The sequence below is a fragment of the Allonocardiopsis opalescens genome (assembly GCF_003002095.1).
Classification (GTDB): domain Bacteria; phylum Actinomycetota; class Actinomycetes; order Streptosporangiales; family Streptosporangiaceae; genus Allonocardiopsis; species Allonocardiopsis opalescens.
Genome location: NZ_PVZC01000001.1, coordinates 1100977 through 1119544 on the forward strand (window position 1 = coordinate 1100977; position 18568 = coordinate 1119544).

The following is an 18568-nucleotide window of genomic DNA, read 5'->3' on the forward strand; positions in this document are numbered from 1 at the left end:
CCGTCGCGCCCTCGACGAGTCGGCACGGACGTCACCGCTCCCGCGATCGCGCGCCCCCGCCGGCACGGTGCGGGAGGGGGCGGACTCCTTTCGGGACCCGCATTGTCCCGCCGCCCCGGACGAGCACGCGCCCGGTCAGGCACTTCATCCACAGCCGGACGCGACGGCGGCGCCGTCGTCCACAGGCGACCGGTGACCGCTGGCCACGGCGTGCGAAGGTACGCGAGACTTAAAAGCAGGGGTTCCCCCACGGGGGTGGCTTCGGCGTGCCTTCCGGGGGGCTTCGGGGGCGAACGCGGGCAGCGGAGCGGTTCGCCGACCGGGATATCCTCGCTGGCCGGTCGGGCCGGTCGGGCCGGTCGGGCCGGTCGGGCCGGGCGTCGGCGGCGGAGGCGGTGGGCCGAGGGCGGGACGGTCAGCCGGTGCGGGGAGCGGGCGGCCCGGCCCCGCCCGTCATGGGCGTTCGCGCGGGCGCCGGCGTTCCGGAGCCCTTGGGACGAGGCCGCGACGGGGGTGCGGACGGGAACCCGGGGGTGTCGTGTGGACGGGCGGGTGGACTGATGCCGGGTGCTGGTCGCCGGTGAGGCCGCCGTCCGCTGTCCGCGCCGCCAGGATGACGAGGGCGCCTGCACCCTCGGGGCCCAGCATTGAGGACTTCCCGGCCCAAGGGCCGCGCCGCCGGACGACGACGGTGCCCACCCGGCCGCAGTGCGCAGCGTTGAGGACTTCCCGGCCCACGGGCCGCGCGGCCAGGACGAGGACGGTGCTTACCGGCCGCGGTGCACAGCGTCGAGGACTTCCAGCCCACGGGCCGCGCGGCCAGGCGATGGCCGCGGCCAAGGCGATGCCGCGGCACACGCGTGCCCGGCAGGATCGCGGGCCCATGCCCTGCCGGAGCAGGGGGGTCCGACGACGGTGCGTCCCTCCGCCCCGTCCGCCACGGCCCGGTCCGGCCGTGCGGTGAGTCCCGCCCGGGGACCGAGGCGAGGTACCGGTACGCGGCGTCCGCCGGGACCGCGCTCGGCGCGAACAGCCGTCCGAGTGGACGGAGCCCCGCACCTCCGTCCAGGGGGTGCGGGCACCACCTCGGACGGGGGCGTCGCGCTCCTGTTCGCAGCGGCGGCGGGCGGCAGGATCGTGGCTGTGCTCGACGGGTGGCCGGACCTACCGGGGACCGCCGCAGAGCAGCAGGACTTCGCCGCTTCGAGGAGAACCGCCATGACCGCCGCAAGCACCTCCATGCGCGCCGACACCGACCTCCGCACCGCGCCGCCGGCCCGTACCGGGCCGGGTGGCGGCCGGCCCTACTTCGGCGCCGCGCTGACCGTCGGCTCGGTGGCCGCCGTGTTCGGCGCGCTGGTGCTGACCGGCCACCAGCCCGGCCCGTGGTGGGCGTGGTTCCCGCTGACCACCGGGCTGGCGCTGCTCGTCACCGGACTGCGGCTGCACCCGCTGCCGTCGCTGGGCGCCTTCGTCACCGGCCGCGCGATGCTGGGGACCGGCGCGGTGACCACCGTCAGCGGGCTGCTGCTGCTCTTCGGCGCCATGCAGGGCGGCTGGCCCGCCTTCCTGCTGGTCGCCGGGGCGGTCGTGGCCGGACTCGGCCTGGACCGGATCGGCGGCCGCGGCCGCGCGGCCGGCCTCACGCACCGCGTGCACCTGGTCTGGGGAACCGCCGCGATGGCGCTCGGCGTGCTGTTCACCCTCCAGTACGGCGCGGGCGTGACCGCGCTCGGCGCCCTCGCGCCGCAGCAGTGGTCCGGCCTCGCGGTCGCCGCCGTCGGCGCGCACGCCGCCCTGGAGGGCGCCCGCTACTGGTCCGGCACCCGCACAGGCGAGGTCGCCCTGTCCGCCGTCTTCCTCTGCCTCGGCCTGGCCGCCCTGGTCCAGGGAACGGCGCTGGTCGTCGGCATCTGGTAGCCGTCCCGACCGACGGCCGGACCCCGCGGGGTCCGGCCGTCGGGCTGTCCGGGGCGCCGGACGGATCAGGCGGCGGACTCCGAGAGGCCCAGGGCGAGCACCTGGGTGCGCTCCTCGGCGGAGAAGTTGTCGTCGACGACGAGGACGAGGCTGCGCTCGCCTCCGGGCAGCTCAGGCCCCCACACCATGCCCTCCACGTTGTAGAGGGGGTCGATGCCCAGCTCGCCGAAGTCGGCGACGAGGGTCTTGCCGAGGGGCTGCACGCCGGGGGCCTCGGCCAGCGACGGGATGCCGCTGACGTCCTGCGCGCCGTTGGTGTCGATGTGGTACATGCGCACGCTGTAGCCGTGGCCTTCGGAGAAGGCGCGCTCCAGCACCAGGTAGTGGCCCGGTTCGCCGGTGGACAGGATCGCCGTGATGCCGTTGTCCATGAAGCCCTGGCCGGTCGGCGGCGCGAAGATCGGGTCCAGCGGGTACGCGTACTGCACCAGTGTCCGACCCGAGCGCGCGTGCTCGGTGACGCGGGTCAGCGCCCCCTGGTCGGGTGTGGGCAGCGGACCGTCCTGCACCATGGGCCCCTCGACCGCGGTGACCACGCGGGCGCCGCCGTTGATGAACTCGAAGGCCTCGATGGTGAAGTTGGGGCGCAGGCCGCGCTGCCCGTCGCGGTAGAAGCGGAAGTCGGGGCCGAGGTTCACCTCGTGCAGCGAGCGGCCGTGCACCGCCACCCGCATGGCCGGATTGATCAGCGTCCGGCCGGAGAAGGCGCCCTCGGTGGTCCACCACACCTGCCGGGTGTGCGGGTCGATTCGCAGTTCCTCGGGGTCGACGGAGCCGGTCCGGTCGCACACCTCCTGCGCGTCGGTGCAGGGGTTCTCCAGCGACTCGCGGTAGGGCGGGTACGGGGTGCCGTCGGACTGGGTCAGCTCGGTCGCGGAGGTGAAGTCGACGCTGTCGATCCCGGTGGCGGAGACCTCGATATCGGCGGCGTAGTAGCGGGCCGGTCCGATGGTGGACCGGTCGTCGCTGATCATCAGGTACTCACCGGTGACCGGGTGCCGGTCGATGCCGGACAGCCCGCCGACCACGGTGCCGTCCACGGCCAGGCCGGCGGGCACGTCGTGCACGCCGATCAGCCGGACGTCGAAGCTCTCGGCGGCCGCGGGGGCGCCCGCCACCGTCACGGCGGCCAGGGTCAGTGCCGCCAGACCGGCCACTGAACCACGCGTGAAGCGGTAACTACGGAGAGTAGTGTTGGTCATGGCTGCATCCTGGCACAGCGCCGTCTCGCGCGAGGGCGAAAGACCCTCTGGAAACGCCGATCGGCCGCTCCCGTGGACCCGGCCGTCCGGAACGGCCCCCGGCTCGCTCGGCGGTGTTCTCCGGTTCGACGGCGACCGTGACGGCGGTGCCCGACCTTGGACGGACCGGAGCCGAGTTCGCGGTGGCCGGTCTCGCCGACCCGGTCGGCGATCGCCCGGCGGACCGCTGCACGGCCGCCGGCGTCCACGCCCTCCGCGACCGGCGGCAGGCCGACGATGGTAAGGGCGACGAGGCGGAGGGGGCCTCCCTCATGGCCACCGACGCCTTCAAGGCTCAGGAGTTCCCGTGCAGTCGATCGGGGATCCCTCTTCGCGCGGCGGCGAGATCCATAATAGCGACCAAGATTATTTATAGATTTTTTTCGAATATACTTTTTGTGTCCGCGTCATTTCTATAGTGTTACACCTGCGCACCGGGGCGGCCGTCCTATCCCTCCGAATTCTGATCATGAACGGTCATTTGTTTCAGGAGAACCAAGTAATGACACGGAAATCAACCGCACGCGCCCTCCTGACAATCGCCTTCGCCGGACTGGCGCTGTTCGCCTTCCAGGCCCCGACGAGTGCGGCCGCCATCCGCCCGGACGGCCTGGAGCAGGGCTCGCCCTCGGTCCAGATCGCGCACGCCCCGTGCGGAACCGCCGGTCCGAACCTGGACGGCACCATCGGCCGGACCATTCAGAACAACGTCAACATGCGCACCGGATCGAGCACCGGCTGCACCTCGGTCGGCCAGGCGCAGACCTCCCACCAGCTCATCTACTACTGCTACACCGTGGGGAACGACGGATACACCTGGACCTACGTGCGCAATGTCACCACGGCGCGCAACGGCTGGATCCGCGACGACCTGCTGCTGAACTACGGCAGCTGGTCGCAGTGCCCCTTCTGATAGGCCACACCATGCATTGACCGGACCGATTTCACCGGTCCGGGAACGACAGCGCCTTCTGATGCGATGAAGAGTGTTCTCGACGGGTCGAGGGCCGGCCCGCGCCGGGGTTGATGAACGAGGGGCCGCGCGAATACGCGCGGCCCCTTTCCGTATCGGCGGCCGGGCGCTACTCGCGTGTCCTCGGCAGCCGCCGGAGCGGACGGCTCCCCGGAGGCCCACCCGCCAGGACCGGGAGCGCCGCGGGCGGGTGGCGCCGAGAATTCGAACGCCAGATTGTGGATACTCACAGTGATGGACATTCACGCATCGTCAAGGAGGCGTCATGGCGCACCGCACTGTGATCCGGATCCTGTTCCGCACCGCCACCACGAGCGCGCTGGCGGCCGCCGCTGCGGGCATGGCCGCCGCCCCGGCGCTGGCCAACACCGGCTACGAGTGCAAGCGGGTGGAGTTCGATCCCGCGACCTCGGTGGCCGTCGGCCACCAGTGCGTCTCCGTGGGCGAGGGGAATCCCGACCTGACCGGCTACTTCATCACCGAGCCCGACGACGCGCCCTACGGCTGCGACGCCGTGGAGACCGAGAACGACCCCGCCGGCGGACTCCGGGTGACCGGGACCGGCTGCGAGCGCGATGTCGCGCCCTAGCCGGCCGCGCGCCGCTCACTCGGCCAGGGTGTCCAGGACCTGCTGGCCGTAGCGGTTGAGCTTGCTCTCGCCCACGCCGCTGACGCCGCTGAGTTCGGCCAGGGAGGCCGGGCGCTCCAGCGCGATCTGGCGGAGGGTGGCGTCGTGGAAGATGACGTAGGCCGGGACGCCCTGCTCCTTGGCGGCCGACGCGCGCCAGGCGCGCAGCCGCTCGAACAGGGGCAGGGCCTCCTCGGGGAGGTCGACCGGGGCGGCGGCCTTGCGGGAGCGTGAGGTCTCCTTGGCGGCGCGGGCGGCGCGCTCGGGGTCGCGGCGCAGCGCCACCGAGCGCTTGCGGCCCAGCACCTCGGCGCTGCCCGGGGTGAGGGCGAGGGTGCCGTACTCGCCCTCGACGGCGAGCAGCCGCTGGGCGAGCAGCTGGCGGATGACGCCGCGCCACTCGCCTTCGCGCAGCTCGGTGCCGATGCCGAACACGGTCAGTTCGTCATGGCGGAACTTCTCGACCTTGGGGCTCTTCTTACCGAGCAGGATGTCGATGATCTGCCCCGCCCCGAAGCGCTGCCGCCGCTCGCGGTCGAGCCGGAACACCGTGGACAGCACCTTCTGCGCCGCGACGGTGCCGTCCCAGGACTCAGGCGGGTTCAGGCAGGTGTCGCAGTTCCCGCAGCCCTTCTCCGAGCGCTCGGCGCCCTCGTCCTCCTGGCCGAAGTAGGCGAGCACCTGGGCGCGGCGGCACTCCACCGTCTCGCACAGGGCGAGCATCGCGTCCAGGTGCGTGGCCAGCCGGCGGCGGTGGGCGTCGTCTCCCTCGGAGCCGTCGATCATCTGCCGCTGCCGCACGACGTCCTGCAGGCCGTAGGCCAGCCAGGCGGTGGACGGCAGGCCGTCGCGCCCGGCGCGGCCGGTCTCCTGGTAGTAGCCCTCGACGGACTTGGGGAGGTCCAGATGGGCGACGAAGCGCACATCGGGCTTGTCGATGCCCATGCCGAAGGCGATGGTGGCCACCATGACCAGGCCGTCCTCGCGCAGGAACCGCGCCTGGTTGGCGGCGCGCAGCCCGGCGTCGAGCCCGGCGTGGTAGGGCAGCGCCTGGATGCCGTTCTCGACCAGGAACTCGGCGGTCTTCTCCACCGAGGAGCGCGACAGGCAGTAGACGATGCCCGCGTCGCCGGGGTGCTCGGTGCGCAGCAGCTCCAGCAGCTGCCGCTTGGGCTCCTGCTTGGGGACGATGCGGTACTGGATGTTGGGCCGGTCGAAGCTGGCCACGAAGTGGCGGGCGTCTTCCAGCTTGAGCCGCTGCGCGATCTCGGCGTGGGTCGCGCGGGTGGCGGTGGCGGTGAGCGCGATCCTGGGCACCGTCGGCCAGCGCTCGTGCACGGCCGACAGGGCGAGGTAGTCGGGCCGGAAGTCGTGGCCCCACTGCGAGACGCAGTGCGCCTCGTCGATCGCGAACAGCGCGATCGGGCCCCGGTCGAGCAGCCGCAGGGTGGCCTCCAGCCGCAGCCGCTCCGGCGCGAGGTAGAGGAGGTCGAGCTCGCCGGCCAGGAACTCCGCCTCGACGGTTCGGCGCTCGTCGAGGTCCTGGGTGGAGTTGAGGAATCCGGCCCGGATGCCCAGCGCGCGCAGCGCGTCGACCTGGTCCTGCATCAATGCGATCAGGGGTGAGACGACCACGCCCGTGCCCGGGCGGATCAGCGCCGGGATCTGGTAGCACAGCGACTTCCCGCCGCCGGTGGGCATCAGCACCAGCGCGTCGCCGCCGGCCACGACGTGGTCGATGATCTCGCGCTGGCCGTCCCGGAAGGCCTCGTAGCCGAAGACGCGCCGGAGGACCTCCAGCGCGTCGGCGGTGGCGGAGTCAGCGGTGGGAGAAGGCACGCGACGAGTCTAGGAGAACAAGTGTGACCGAAGGTGGGCATTGTTGTTTCCGCCGCGATCGCCCGGCGGTCCGGCGATCGCGGTGCGCGTACGCCTGGCGTCGGGGTTCGCGGACGGGCGCCTGGCCGCTCACCTGTCCGCGTCGCGGCCGTAGCACAAGCGCCCGGCCGAGCGGGCGTCGTCCACAGGGCGGGTGGGGCGGAGGGCCGGTCATCCACAACCGGCCGGTAGGGCTCGTCGGGCGCATCGAAGTGCGAAAGACTGGTGACGGGGTGCTCCCCCGGGCGGGAGGGGGCTGCGCGGGGGCCGGCACGTCGGAGACCGGCGCGCGGAGGACCGGCGGAGGGGTCGGGCGGCCCCGGAGCGGGTCCGGGGCCGCGGTCGGTTCAGGTCCGCAGGTGGGGGCGGAGCTCGGCGGCCAGGTCCGGGCCGACCCGGGCGTGCAGCAGAGTGCCGTCCGGGGTGTGCTCGGTGGACAGCACCTCGCCCTCGGTGTAGGCGCGCGAGACCAGACCTCCCTCGGTGTAGGGCACCAGCGCCTCGACCTCCACCGGAGGGTGCGGCAGCCGGGACTCCACCAGGGCGAGCAGTTCGTCGACGCCCTGGCCGGTGCGGGCCGAGACCACGGCGGCGCCGGGCTCGGCCTCGATGAGGCGGGCCAGCACCTCGGGGTCGGCGGCGTCCGCCTTGTTCACCACCACCAGTTCGGTGGCCGCCTCGGCGCCGACCTCGCGCAGCACCGTGCGCACCGACTCCAGCTGCACCTCGGGATCGGGGTGCGAGCCGTCGACCACGTGCAGCACCAGATCGGCGTCGGCCACCTCCTCCATGGTCGACTTGAACGCCTCGACCAGGTGGTGCGGAAGGTGGCGGACGAAGCCGACCGTGTCGGCGAGCGTGTAGGTGCGCCCGCCCGGGGTCTCCGCCCGCCGCACGGTGGTGTCGAGCGTGGCGAACAGGGCGTTCTCCACCAGCACGCCCGCGCCGGTGAGCCGGTTCAGCAGCGAGGACTTGCCGGCGTTGGTGTACCCGGCGATGGCCACCGACGGCACGTGCCTGCGCCGCCGCTCCTCGCGCTTGATGTCGCGGCCGGTCTTGAGCTGGACGATCTCCTTGCGGAGCTTGGCCATCCGCTCGTGGATCTGCCGCCGGTCCGTCTCGATCTTGGTCTCGCCGGGGCCGCGGGTGGCCATGCCGCCGCCCCCGCCGGAGCCGCCCGCCTGCCGCGACATCGACTGGCCCCAGCCGCGCAGCCGGGGCAGCATGTACTCCATCTGGGCCAGCGCGACCTGCGCCTTGCCCTCGCGGGACTTGGCGTGCTGGGCGAAGATGTCCAGGATCAGCGCGGTGCGGTCGACCACCTTGACCTTGACCACCTCCTCCAGGTGGATCAGCTGGCCGGGGCTCAGCTCGCCGTCGCAGACCACGGTGTCGGCGCCGGTGGACTCCACCAGTTCACGCAGCTCGTCGGCCTTGCCGGAGCCGATGTAGGTGGACGGGTCGGGCTTGCTGCGGCGCTGCACGACGCCGTCCAGCACCACCGCCCCGGCCGTCTCGCACAGCGCGGCCAGCTCGGCCAGCGAGCGGTCGGCCTCCTCGGCGGTGCCCGACGTCCAGATGCCCACGAGCACCACCTGCTCCAGGCGGACCTTGCGGTACTCCACCTCGGAGACGTCGGACAGCTCGGTGGACAGGCCGGCCACCCGGCGCAGCGAGGCGCGGTCCTCGCGCTCCAGCTGCTCACCGTCGAAGTCGTCGGCACCGGCCGTGCCGTAGGCGTCGTACGCGTCGTCCATCAGCGCGTCGGCGCGCCTGGGCGCCCGAGCGCCTGGGCTCGTCGGATCAGTCATGTACGTCCTTTCACAGGGGGCTGGCGGGTTCGAAGCGGCGCGTGCCTGCCGGGTTCCGCACAGCCGACCGCCGCCGCGCAGCGCGCGGGAAAGGCCGGGGCTCAGTGAAGAGTGGGTGCGTCGGCGGGAGACACGGTGGGCGTCCGCGGCACGCTCCACCCGGTCGCGGCCCCAGGAGGGGCGGGGACTCGGGCGGGCGCTGTCAGCGGCGGGACGCCCAGCGCCGGATCACGGATATAGCCGGATCACAGCTCGATGATGCCGATACGCATGTCGACCAGAGTAGACGATCGGACGCCCGATCGCACCGTGATTCCCCGTGCGCGCCGCCGGGCGTAGCCCCGGTACGCGCACGCGCGTAGCGGCGGAGCCGCCCGGGCGGGGATGCCGGAGTACGCCCCGCACGGCGATGCTCGGTCCACCGGGACGGCGGCGCGGCCGCCCCCGAACCGCCCGGGAACCGCACGCGAGGAGACGCACCATGGAGACCGACGCACGCACCGCCGCCCCCGCCGCATCCGCGCCCGCCCGCCGGGACGGGCGCCTGTCCGCCGCCCGGCTCGCCCTGATCGGCGGCATGCTGGCGACCGTCACCGGGATCGCCGTCCTCGGGCTGTCCGGCGTGGCGATGCCCGTCGTGCCCCCGGCCGTGGTCCTGCTGGTCGCGGCGGCGGCGCTGGTGGCCTTCGGCCCGTGGACCTGGGCGCCCGCCGTCGGCGCGCTGGTCGTGCTGGCGGAGCTGGCCGGATTCGTGGCCACCGGGGCGGTGTCCGGGCTGGTGGAGACGGCCCAGCCGGGGATCATGGCCGGTTCGTGGCTGCGCGCGGCCGGTATCGCGGTCGCGCTGGCCGCCGCCGCGCTGGCCGTGATCGGCACCGATCAGACCTCGCTGCGGCGGCGCCGCTGACACCGGTGCCGCGCCCGCCTCCGGGGCGCGGGCGCGGCACCGGCCCGCGGCCGAGGCCGTGTCCCGGAGATCTGAGCGAATCGCGCGAGCCGCGATGAGTTCCGCGGCGTCCGCTGGTCATACTGGCGAACCGGCGCCAAGGAGGGCTCCAGATGCGCAGAGTGACCTGCTCGATGAACGTCTCGCTCGACGGCTACATCGCCGGACCGGACGGCGGCTTCAACTGGACCGCGCCCGACGACGAGGTCTTCCGCTCCCACATCGACGAGATACGGCAGGTCGGGGTCTACCTGCTGGGACGGCGGCTGTACGAGACGATGCTGTACTGGGAGACCGCCGAGCAGGACCCGTCGCTCGACGACGCGAGGCGCGAATGGGCCGCGCTCTGGAACGCGCTCCCCAAGGTGGTGTTCTCCACCACGCTGTCGGAGGTGCGGGGCGGCGCCCGCCTGGCCTCCGGCGGCCTGGCGGAGGAGATCGAGCGGCTGCTGGCCGAGCCGGGGGAGACCGCCATCGCGGTCGGCGGCGCGACCCTCGCCGCCGAGGCGGCCGCGCTGGGCCGGATCGACGAGTACCGGGTGCGGGTCTACCCGGTACTGGTCGGGGGCGGCATCCCGTTCTTCCCCCGGGACGAGCGCCGGGTGGACCTCGAACTCGTCGAGACCCGCACCTTCGACTCAGGAGTCGTCTTCCTCCGCCACCGGGTGGCTAGGCCGTGATGAAGCGGTCCACGAAGTCGTTGCGGAAGGTGCCGGAGGGGTCGAGTTCGCGGGCCAGGGCGGCGAAGTCGGCCATCCGCCCGTAGCGGGCGCGCAGGACCTCGGGGGCGGTGCGGAACAGCTTGCCCCAGTGCGGACGCGGTTCGAAGGGGGCCAGTTCCCGCTCGACCAGGTCGATGACGGGCTCCACCGCCGGGGTGTCCTTGATCCAGGTGAAGTGCAGGCCGACGGTGTCGCGGCCGTGGGCGGGGCTGAGCCACTGCTCGTCGGCGGCGATGGACCGCACCTCGGAGACCTGGAGCACCGGCGCGATCCGGTCGCGGACGGCGTCCAGCGCGTGCAGCGCCTCGACGGCGCGGGCGCGCGGCACCAGGAACTCCGACTGGAGCTCCTCGCCCGCGCTGGGGGTGAACTCGGGGCGGAAGTGCGGCAGCCGCGCGAACCACGGGCCCGGCTCGCCGAGCTGCGGCGTGCAGTTCCCGGCGGGCATGCCGCGCAGCGGGTGGCGGGGGCCGTCGGCCGGCCGGGCGCCGAAGCGCGCGGGGTCGACCGGCGGCGGGCCGTCGGTTCGGGCCTTCACCCAGACCTGGTCGATGACGGGGCCGCGCCACTCGGTGAACAGGCTGACGCTGTAGCCGCCGGACATGATCGCGTCGAAGTGCTCGTCCAGCGCCTCGAAGGGCAGGTCCTGGTAGACGCGCTGGCTCACCTGGTAGGCGGGCTCGACATCGAGGGTCAGCGCGACCACGGCGCCGAGCGCGCCCAGGGCGACGACCGCGCCGCCGAAGCGGGGGTCGCCGCGGTCGATCGAGACCAGCTCGCCCCCGGCGGTGACCAGCTCGATCCCGGCCACCGCGGCGGCCAGGCCGCGGTTGCCGTCGCCGGAGCCGTGGGTGCCTGTGGCGACGGACCCGGCGACCGAGATGTGCGGCAGCGAGCCGAGGTTGTGCAGGGCGTAGCCCAGGCCGTGCAGGCGCTCGCCGAGTTCGGCGTAGCGGACGCCGCCGTCGATCCGGACGGTGGAGCGGGCCGTGTCCGGTTCGACGGTGCGCGGCAGGCCGGCCAGCGAGACCAGTTCGCCGCCGGGGGAGTCGGCGATGTCGTTGAAGGAGTGGGCGCTGCCCAGCACCCGGACCCGGCCGCCGCGCGCCACCAGCGCGCGCAGCTCGTCCACCGAGCCGGGGCGGTGCACCTCGCCGCGCGGGTGGAAGGTGATGTTGCCCGCCCAGTTCGTCGGCCGATCGCCCATCGTGCGCCTCCCGCCCTCGCCTGCCCGTCCGCGCCGCCGGACGGCCGCGGCCCGAGGGGACGGGCGGCCGCCGGACCCGGCGGGGACAGGTCTACCAGATCGGTTCCGCCGGGCGGGCGGCGGGACGGCGGCGCCCGCCGGGACCGCGGGAGGGGGCGGTGCGGTCCCGGCGGGGCCGTCCTGGGAGGCGGGGCTCAGCCCGCGCGGGTCCACTTCTGGTTGGCGGCGCCGGTGCAGTCCCAGATCTGCAGCCGGGTGCCGTTGCCGGTGCCCTGGTCCACGGCGTCCAGGCACCGGCCGGAGCCGGTGTTGACCAGGTCGTCGGCGGCGTTGAGGGTCCAGCGCTGCGCCGCGGTGCCGTTGCACTCCCAGGTCTGCACCCGGGTGCCGTTGGCGGTGCCGGCGCCGCTCACGTCCAGGCAGCGGCCCAGCGCTCGCACCGAGCCGTCGGCGGCGAGGGTCCAGCGCTGCGCGGTGCCGCCGTGGCAGTCCCACAGCTGGACGGGCGTGCCGTTGGCCGTGCCGCCGTCGACCACGTCGAGGCAGCGGCCGCTGGCCTGGCCGCGCAGCGTGGTGGCCGCCGGATCGCCGCCGTTGCCGCCGGTCTCGTCCCAGGTGAGGGTGGCGACGGATCCGGCCGGGAGGGTGTAGCCGAAGCTGGAGCCGCCCTCGGCGACCTGGAAGGACTGCGCGCCGCCCGAGGTGTTGAGCACGATCATGGCGACCGAGCCGTCGGGGTTGCGGAAGGCGACGTTGGGCAGCGAGGCGGCGGTGGATGAGGCGATCCGCACCGCGCCGGGGTCCACGAAGCGGCTGGCGTGGCCGAGCACGTAGTACTCGGCGTTGTACTGCACCGTGCCCGCGGCATTGTCGAGCGTCACCACGCCGGTGCAGTTGGTGCAGCTGCCGATGACCGGGCCGCCGCTGGGGTCGAGCGCCATGTTCCACAGCACGACGGTGCGGGCCCAGTTGCGGGTGGCGCCGATGACCAGGTTCTCGGTCTGCCAGCGCAGGGTGTCGCGGAAGGTGTTGGCGGGGTCGGCCGAGCGGGTGCCCGAGCACTCGGTGAAGAACACGTCGTAGGAGGGATGGGCGTCGCGCACGGTGCTCTGCGCGCTCGGGCTGCCGCCGTAGCAGTGCCAGGCCACCCCGGCCACGTTGGGCGCGGCCGGGCCGGACAGCACGCTCATCGGGAAGTCGGCCCGGTCCCAGTTGTGGTCCCAGGCGACGATCCCGGTGTCGAGCCCGGCCCGGTCCAGGGTGGGCGCGAGCGTGTTGATCAGCGCCGACTGCTCCTGCGGGGAGTAGAGCGAGCCGGGGTAGCCGGCGGGGGAGTACTGCGGCTCGTTCTGGGTGGTCAGGTAGTCGATCGGGACGCCCGCCGCCTGGTACGCCTGCACGAAGCGGGTGAGGTAGTCGGAGAACACCTGGCGGTTCTCCGGACGCAGCGAGCCGCCGATCAGGTTGCCGTTGGTCTTCATCCACGCCGGGGGGCTCCACGGCGAGGCCATGGTGGAGATCTCCGGATTGAGCTGGAGCGCCTGGCGGACCACGGGCAGCACGTACGCCTCGTCGTGGGCGATGGAGAAGCGGCTCAGGGCGTAGTCCGTCTGGCCGGCCGGGATGTCGTTGTAGGTGTAGAAGTTCCGGGCGAAGTCGGAGGCGCCGATGGGCTGGCGCAGGAAGCTGAGGCCGATGCCGTCCACGGGGTGGAACAGCTCGCGCATCACCTCATTCCGGCGGGGCGAGTTGGCCATCAGCCAGGCGGCCGAGTCGGTGAACGAGGCGCCGAAGCCCACCATGGACTGGTAGGAGGCGCCGGCGTCGACGCTGATGACCGGCCCGGAGCCCTGGCCGTCGAAGGAGCGCCCGGGCTGCGGGGCGAGCAGGTTGGCGCGGTCGGGCGTGGTGAGCCAGACGCTCACGGGGGTGCCGGGCGGAGCGGCGTGGGCGGTGGCCGAGGACGGCAGGACCAGGACGGCCGACGCGAGCGCGGTCAGCGCGGCGAGTACGGCACGGGGGAAGGACCTCATGCGGACCCCTTGCGGAGCGGAGGAGCAGGCGAGAGAGGAGCGGAAGCGGGCGGTGCCGGAGTCGCGCGCTTAATTTAAGGCGTAACCTAACCGGCTCCGAACAGTCGGTCAATACCCGGTCACATACGGAGACCGCCCGGCGGCCGATCGCGGTCCGGCAAGGCGATTCAAGCCGATTCCGACCGCCCGCCTCCGCCGTCGTCCACAGCCCGGCCCGGTGCGGCGGACTTTTCCACAACCGTCCGGTAACCCCTGCTCCGGCACAAGCCGGGGCGGAAGGATGGGTGTCGGGGAGGCCCCCAGGGTGGGCGGGGGAATGACACGGCTGAAGCGCGCGGATCCGCCCGTCGCCGACCGCGATCCGACCCGCCTTCGCCGCCACTCCGCCTGCGCCGCCCCCGCCTGCGCCGCCTTCCGGCCATGCCCCCGCCGTGCCGCCCCCCGCCTGTGCCGCCTCCCGCCCCGACCGGCGCCCGTGATCGCGAACACGTTCAAAAGTTATGAAACTTCGCGCCGACTAAGGTTATGCTTACCTATCGTTCGCGGCGTGTCCGCACGTCCGCACCGCCTATTGAGGCGTCCGCCGCGCCGCCGACCGGCGGCGACCGCACGGCGCCCTGCCGGGCCGGCGGCCGACCCCGAACGAATGGACCGTCGATGAACCCACGCCCACGGGGCCGCCGCCTGCGGGCGGCCGGGCCCCGGCTCACCGCCGCGCTCGCCGCCGCAGCCCTGGTCCTGGCCGGATGCGGCTCGCCGCCCGAGGACGGCGCGGCCGAGCAGGCGCCGGCCGGGGAGGGCTTCCCGGTCACGATCGAGAGCGCGCTGGGCACCGCCGAGATCACCGAGCGGCCCGAGCGGATCGTCACCCTCGGCCAGGGCTCCGCCGAGACCGTCATCGCGCTCGGCGAGATCCCCGTCGGGGTGGAGGAGTACGCCTGGGGCAGCGACGACACCGGCTACCTGCCCTGGGTGCACGAGGCGGTCACCGAGGCCGGCGGCGAGCTGCCCGAGCAGTTCACCGGGGGCGAGGACGTGGACATCGCCGCGATCCTGGAGCTGGAGCCCGACGTGATCCTGGCGCCGTGGTCGGGCATCACCCAGGAGCAGTTCGACCTGCTCAGCGAGATCGCGCCGACCGTCGCCTACCCGGACCTGGCCTGGAGCACCGACTGGGACCAGCAGATCCGCACCATCGGCCAGGCCATGGGGCTGCCCGATGAGGCCGAGGGGCTGATCACCGACATCGAGGCGCAGTTCGCCGAGGTGGCCGAGGCGCACCCCGAGTACGCCGACGTGACCTTCTCCTACATCTACACCAACGGCCCCGGCACGCTCGGCGTCTTCCTGCCCGACGAGCAGCGCGTGGCCATGGTCTCCGGCCTCGGGCTGACCGTCGACCCGGTGGTGGAGACCTTCCCCGAGACCGAGGGCACCGACTCCGCGCTGATCGGCCTGGAGAACGCCGACCAGCTGAGCGGCTCCGACCTCGTCTTCACCTTCTACACCGATGCGCAGACCCGCGAGGAGATCGAGGCGCAGCCGCTGTACGGCGCCATCCCGGCCGTCGAGCGCGGCTCCCTGGTGGCCGGCGACGACAACTCCTTCGTCACCGCCTCCTCCATGATCAACCCGCTGACGGTGCCGTGGGTGATCGACCGCTACCTGCCGCTGATCGACGAGGCCATCGCCCAGGTCGACGGGTAGGGCCGGACGGATGGACGCGGCCGCGACCCTGCCGCGCGGCCGGGGCGGCGTCCGCCGCCCCGGCCCGGCCCGGCGCGCCCTGGCCGCCGTCGGCGGCGCGGCCCTGCTGGCCGCCGCCGTCCTGGCCAGCCTGGTGCTGGGCGGCCGGGAGACCGGGCTCGGCGACCTCGCCGGGGTGCTGGCCGGCACCGCGGACCCCTACGTCGCCACGGTGATCGAGAGCCGCTATCCGCGCACCGCGCTGGCCGTGGCGGCCGGGGCGGCGCTGGCCGTCGCCGGCACCCTGATGCAGGCGATCACCCGCAACCCGCTGGCCGAGCCGGGGCTGCTCGGCATCAACATGGGCGCCGCCGCCGCGATCGTCACCGGCACCGCCTTCCTCGGCCTGCGCGGCGGCACCGCGTCGGTGTGGCTGGCGCTGCCCGGCGCGGTCGCGGCCGGGCTGCTGGTGTACGCGCTCGGCGCGGCCGGCGCCCGCTCGGGCCTGGTGCGCCTCGTGCTGACCGGCGCGGTGGTGTCGGCGGTGCTCAGCGCCTACATCCAGGCGGTCACCCTCAGCCTGCCGGAGTCCTTCGACAGCTACCGCTACTGGGTGGTCGGCTCGCTGGCCGGGCGCGACTTCGGCGTGCTGTGGTCGATGCTGCCCTTCACCCTGGCCGGGTGCCTGCTGGCGGTGCTGCTCGCCCCGGCGCTGAACGCCCTCGCGCTCGGCGACGAGGCCGCGGTCTCCGTCGGGGTGAACGTGCCGCTGGTGCGCGGCGGCGGGCTGATCGCCGCGACCCTGCTCAGCGCCGCCGCCACCGCGGCCGTCGGCCCGATCGCCTTCGTCGGCCTGGCCGTCCCGCACATCGTGCGCGCCGTGGTCGGCGCCGACCTGCGCGCCCAGATCTGGTACGGGCTGCTGGCCGGCCCGGTGCTGCTGCTGGCGGCCGACGTGATCGGCCGGGTGGTGGTCCGCCCGCAGGAGCTGATGGTCGGGGTGGTGGCCGCGTTCGCGGGCGCGCCCGTGCTGCTGTACGCGGTGCGGCGGACCAAGGAGGGCATGTGAGCGCGCCCGCGCGCACCGCCCGGACCGCAGCGCCGCCGCTGCTGCGGCTCGGCGGCGCCGTGGCGCTGCCGGTACGGCCCCGCCCGGCGCTGCTCGGGCTGGCGCTGCTGGCCGGCCTGGCCGTCGCCTCGGTGCTCACGCTGACCGTCGGGCGGCTGGGCATCCCGCTCGCGGAGCTGCCCGCCGCGCTGGCCGGGACCGCCGACCCGCAGGCGGCCTTCGTGCTGGAGCGGCTGCGCGGGCCGCGGCTGGCCGTGGCCGTCGGCGCCGGCTTCGCGCTGGGCACGGCCGGCGCGCTGTTCCAGTCCGTCGCCCGCAACCCGCTGGGCAGCCCGGACGTGATCGGAGTCGGCGCCGGGGCGGGGGCGGGAGCGGCGCTGTTCGGGCTGCTGCTGCCCGGCATCCTGCCGGGGCCGGCCGGAGCGGTCCTCGGCGGCGCCGCGGCCGCGCTGCTGGTCTACCTCGCGACCGGCACCGGCTTCCGCGACCCCGGCAAGCTGATCATCGCCGGCATCGGGGTGGCCGCGATGTCCACCGCATTCACCCACTACGTGGTGTACGTGGTGGCCAGGGACCGCGCCTCGGTGCTGCAGGCCTACCTCAACGGCAGCCTGTCGGCGCGCTCCTGGGAGCACGCGCTGACCATCGGCGTGGCGCTCGCGCTGCTGCTGCCCTGCGCGGCCGCGCTCTCGACGCGGATGGCCATCGCCGAGATGGGCGACGACATCGCCGACGGCCTGGGCGCCCGGCCGCGCGCCACCCGCGCCTGGGCGGTGGCGCTGTCGGTCGCGCTCTCGGCCGCCGCCGTCGCCGTCGCCGGGCCGATCGCGTTCATCGCGCTGACCGCGCCCAACATCGCCAAGCGGCTGTCCGGCGGCCACGGCGCGCACGCGTTCACCGGCGGGCTCACCGGCGCGCTGCTGCTGGTGCTGGCCGACATCGCCGCGCAGCACTCGCCGATCGGCGACCGGCTGCCGGTCGGCGTGTTCACCATGGGCATCGGCGGCGTCTACCTGGGGTACCTGCTGGTCCGAGAGTGGCGGAAGGGGGCGCTGTGAGCGCCGACGACGAACGGCCCGGCGACGGGTACCTCAGCGCCCGCGGCGTCACCCTCGGCTACGGCGGCGAGCCGGTGGTGCGCGAGCTGAGCCTCGACCTGCCGCGCGGCGGATTCACCGTCATCGTCGGACCCAACGGCAGCGGCAAGTCCACCCTGCTCAAGGCGATGGCGCGGGTACTGCGGCCGGTCTCCGGCGAGATCGTGCTGGACGGGCGCGCCATCCGGGGCTACCGGGCCAAGAGCGTGGCCCGGCGCCTGGCCCTGCTGCCGCAGGACCCCGTCACCCCCGAGCGCATCACCGTCGGCGAGCTGGTGCGGCGCGGCCGCTACCCGCACCACAGCCCGCTGCGCCAGTGGAGCGCCGGCGACGACGCCGCCGTCGAGCGGGCGCTGGACCGCACCGACCTGGCCGGCAGCGCCGGGCGGCGGCTCAGCGAGCTGTCGGGCGGGCAGCGGCAGCGGGCCTGGTTCGCGATGGTGCTGGCCCAGGAGACCGACATCGTGCTGCTGGACGAGCCCACCTCCTTCCTGGACATCGCGCACCAGTACGAGCTGCTGGAGCTGTGCGCCCGGCTGCACCGCGACGGCCGCACCGTCGCGGCCGTGCTGCACGACCTCAACCAGGCGGCCCGCTACGCCACCCACCTGGTGCTGATGGACGGCGGCCGGATCGTCGCCCAGGGCCCGCCGGCGGCGGTGCTGAGCGCCGAGCGGGTCACCGAGGTGTTCGGGCTGGCCTGCGAGGTGGTGCCCGACCCCTACGCCGGCACCCCGATGGTCATTCCGCTGCCCGGGGAGGCGGAGCGGCGGGCCCACCGGGAGCAGGCGGGACCGCGGGCCCCCGCGCGGCCTTGAACCGCTCCCACTCCGCGCTCAGCACCTCGTGGTAGCCGTTGAGCCAGTCCATGTAGTCGCGCATGTTCACCAGCCGCCGCCGGCTCGCGCCGTCCAGCCCCGGCAGCCGGTCCAGCGCGGCCTGCGCCAGGCTCCGCTGGTTCTTCAGGTAGGCGCGCTCGTTGCGCAGGAAGCCGCCCCACACGTCCTCGTCCATCCGGTAGCGGCGGGCCCGGGCGGCGGGGTCCGGGGAGGGCACCTGCCGGACGAAGCCGAGCTCGGCGAGCCGGCGCAGGTAGACCGAGACGGAGCCGCGGCTGACCCCGGCGCCCGCGGCGATCTCCTCGGCCGATGAGCTGTCGGCGCCGCAGACCAGCAGGTAGCCGACGATCCTGCCCTCGGACCTGGCCGCGCCCTGGGAGCGCCAGAACTCCGCGAAGCGCGCCACGAACCACGCGGCGAAGGCTTCCTCGCCGCCGTCCTCCGCTGCCGTCACCCGC

At 74.1% G+C, this 18568-nt stretch carries 16 protein-coding genes; 10 read left to right on the forward strand and 6 right to left on the reverse strand.

What is annotated here, in order from left to right; translation table 11 throughout:
• The first annotated feature begins 1218 nt into the window (after nucleotides 1-1218).
• Nucleotides 1219-1920, forward strand: coding sequence for a hypothetical protein (locus CLV72_RS04445; RefSeq protein ID WP_106239608.1), 702 nt, complete (start codon nucleotides 1219-1221; stop codon nucleotides 1918-1920).
• Nucleotides 1921-1985: 65 nt separating this feature from the next.
• On the opposite strand, the gene CLV72_RS04450 is transcribed toward CLV72_RS04445, so the two are convergent.
• Nucleotides 1986-3182 carry an esterase-like activity of phytase family protein gene (locus tag CLV72_RS04450; protein WP_106239611.1) on the reverse strand — a complete coding sequence of 399 codons (1197 nt, stop codon included), beginning with the start codon at nucleotides 3180-3182 and terminating at the stop codon, nucleotides 1986-1988.
• 146 nt (nucleotides 3183-3328) lie between these two features.
• Here CLV72_RS04450 and CLV72_RS32050 point away from each other — a divergent pair, with 146 nt between their 5' ends.
• From CLV72_RS32050 to CLV72_RS04465, 3 genes are all read left to right on the forward strand, one after another.
• On the forward strand, nucleotides 3329-3640 hold the full coding sequence (locus tag CLV72_RS32050) for a hypothetical protein (RefSeq protein ID WP_170140869.1): 312 nt from the start codon (nucleotides 3329-3331) through the stop codon (nucleotides 3638-3640).
• Nucleotides 3641-3723: 83 nt separating this feature from the next.
• Nucleotides 3724-4134, forward strand: coding sequence for an SH3 domain-containing protein (locus tag CLV72_RS04460; RefSeq protein ID WP_106239617.1), 411 nt, complete (start codon nucleotides 3724-3726; stop codon nucleotides 4132-4134).
• Between the two features lie 325 nt (nucleotides 4135-4459).
• Nucleotides 4460-4783, forward strand: coding sequence for a hypothetical protein (locus tag CLV72_RS04465; protein ID WP_106239620.1), 324 nt, complete (start codon nucleotides 4460-4462; stop codon nucleotides 4781-4783).
• A 15-nt stretch (nucleotides 4784-4798) separates the two neighbouring features.
• Here CLV72_RS04465 and recQ read toward each other — a convergent pair whose 3' ends face one another.
• Both recQ and hflX read right to left on the reverse strand, forming a co-directional pair.
• Entirely contained in the window at nucleotides 4799-6661 is a 1863-nt protein-coding gene (recQ, locus tag CLV72_RS04470; protein ID WP_106239623.1) for a DNA helicase RecQ, read from the reverse strand.
• Nucleotides 6662-7047: 386 nt separating this feature from the next.
• Nucleotides 7048-8511, reverse strand: a complete 1464-nt coding sequence (gene hflX / locus CLV72_RS04475) for a GTPase HflX (RefSeq protein ID WP_106239626.1) — start codon at nucleotides 8509-8511, stop codon at nucleotides 7048-7050.
• Between the two features lie 481 nt (nucleotides 8512-8992).
• Here hflX and CLV72_RS04480 point away from each other — a divergent pair, with 481 nt between their 5' ends.
• Both CLV72_RS04480 and CLV72_RS04485 read left to right on the forward strand, forming a co-directional pair.
• Nucleotides 8993-9418: a hypothetical protein gene (locus CLV72_RS04480; protein WP_106239629.1), complete on the forward strand. Its 426-nt coding sequence runs from the start codon at nucleotides 8993-8995 to the stop codon at nucleotides 9416-9418.
• A gap of 152 nt (nucleotides 9419-9570) precedes the next feature.
• Complete coding sequence (locus tag CLV72_RS04485; RefSeq protein WP_106239633.1) at nucleotides 9571-10137, forward strand: dihydrofolate reductase family protein; 567 nt, start codon at nucleotides 9571-9573, stop codon at nucleotides 10135-10137.
• On the opposite strand, the gene CLV72_RS04490 is transcribed toward CLV72_RS04485, so the two are convergent.
• Nucleotides 10127-11386: a D-arabinono-1,4-lactone oxidase gene (locus CLV72_RS04490; RefSeq protein ID WP_106239636.1), complete on the reverse strand. Its 1260-nt coding sequence runs from the start codon at nucleotides 11384-11386 to the stop codon at nucleotides 10127-10129. The genes CLV72_RS04485 and CLV72_RS04490 overlap by 11 nt on opposite strands.
• A gap of 194 nt (nucleotides 11387-11580) precedes the next feature.
• Entirely contained in the window at nucleotides 11581-13419 is a 1839-nt protein-coding gene (locus CLV72_RS04495) for a ricin-type beta-trefoil lectin domain protein (protein ID WP_106239640.1), read from the reverse strand.
• A 657-nt stretch (nucleotides 13420-14076) separates the two neighbouring features.
• On the opposite strand from CLV72_RS04495, the gene CLV72_RS04505 reads away from it, so the two are divergent.
• The 4 genes from CLV72_RS04505 to CLV72_RS04520 are packed head-to-tail and all read left to right on the forward strand — an operon-like array spanning nucleotide 14077 to nucleotide 18089.
• Nucleotides 14077-15126 (forward strand): iron-siderophore ABC transporter substrate-binding protein, encoded by a 1050-nt coding sequence (locus tag CLV72_RS04505; protein ID WP_106239646.1) that lies wholly within the window; start codon nucleotides 14077-14079, stop codon nucleotides 15124-15126.
• A gap of 10 nt (nucleotides 15127-15136) precedes the next feature.
• The gene (locus tag CLV72_RS04510) at nucleotides 15137-16174 is read left to right on the forward strand and encodes a FecCD family ABC transporter permease (protein WP_106239650.1); all 1038 of its coding nucleotides are present in this window, start codon (nucleotides 15137-15139) and stop codon (nucleotides 16172-16174) included.
• The gene (locus tag CLV72_RS04515) at nucleotides 16171-17232 is read left to right on the forward strand and encodes a FecCD family ABC transporter permease (protein ID WP_245929854.1); all 1062 of its coding nucleotides are present in this window, start codon (nucleotides 16171-16173) and stop codon (nucleotides 17230-17232) included. The genes CLV72_RS04510 and CLV72_RS04515 overlap by 4 nt, the downstream gene beginning before the upstream one ends.
• A complete protein-coding gene (locus tag CLV72_RS04520) occupies nucleotides 17229-18089 on the forward strand; it encodes an ABC transporter ATP-binding protein (RefSeq protein ID WP_211302688.1) in 861 nt (286 codons plus the stop codon). The genes CLV72_RS04515 and CLV72_RS04520 overlap by 4 nt, the downstream gene beginning before the upstream one ends.
• Here the strand turns inward: CLV72_RS04520 and CLV72_RS04525 are convergent.
• Nucleotides 18013-18564 carry a GbsR/MarR family transcriptional regulator gene (locus CLV72_RS04525; RefSeq protein WP_106239656.1) on the reverse strand — a complete coding sequence of 184 codons (552 nt, stop codon included), beginning with the start codon at nucleotides 18562-18564 and terminating at the stop codon, nucleotides 18013-18015. The genes CLV72_RS04520 and CLV72_RS04525 overlap by 77 nt on opposite strands.
• Nucleotides 18565-18568 lie beyond the last annotated feature (4 nt).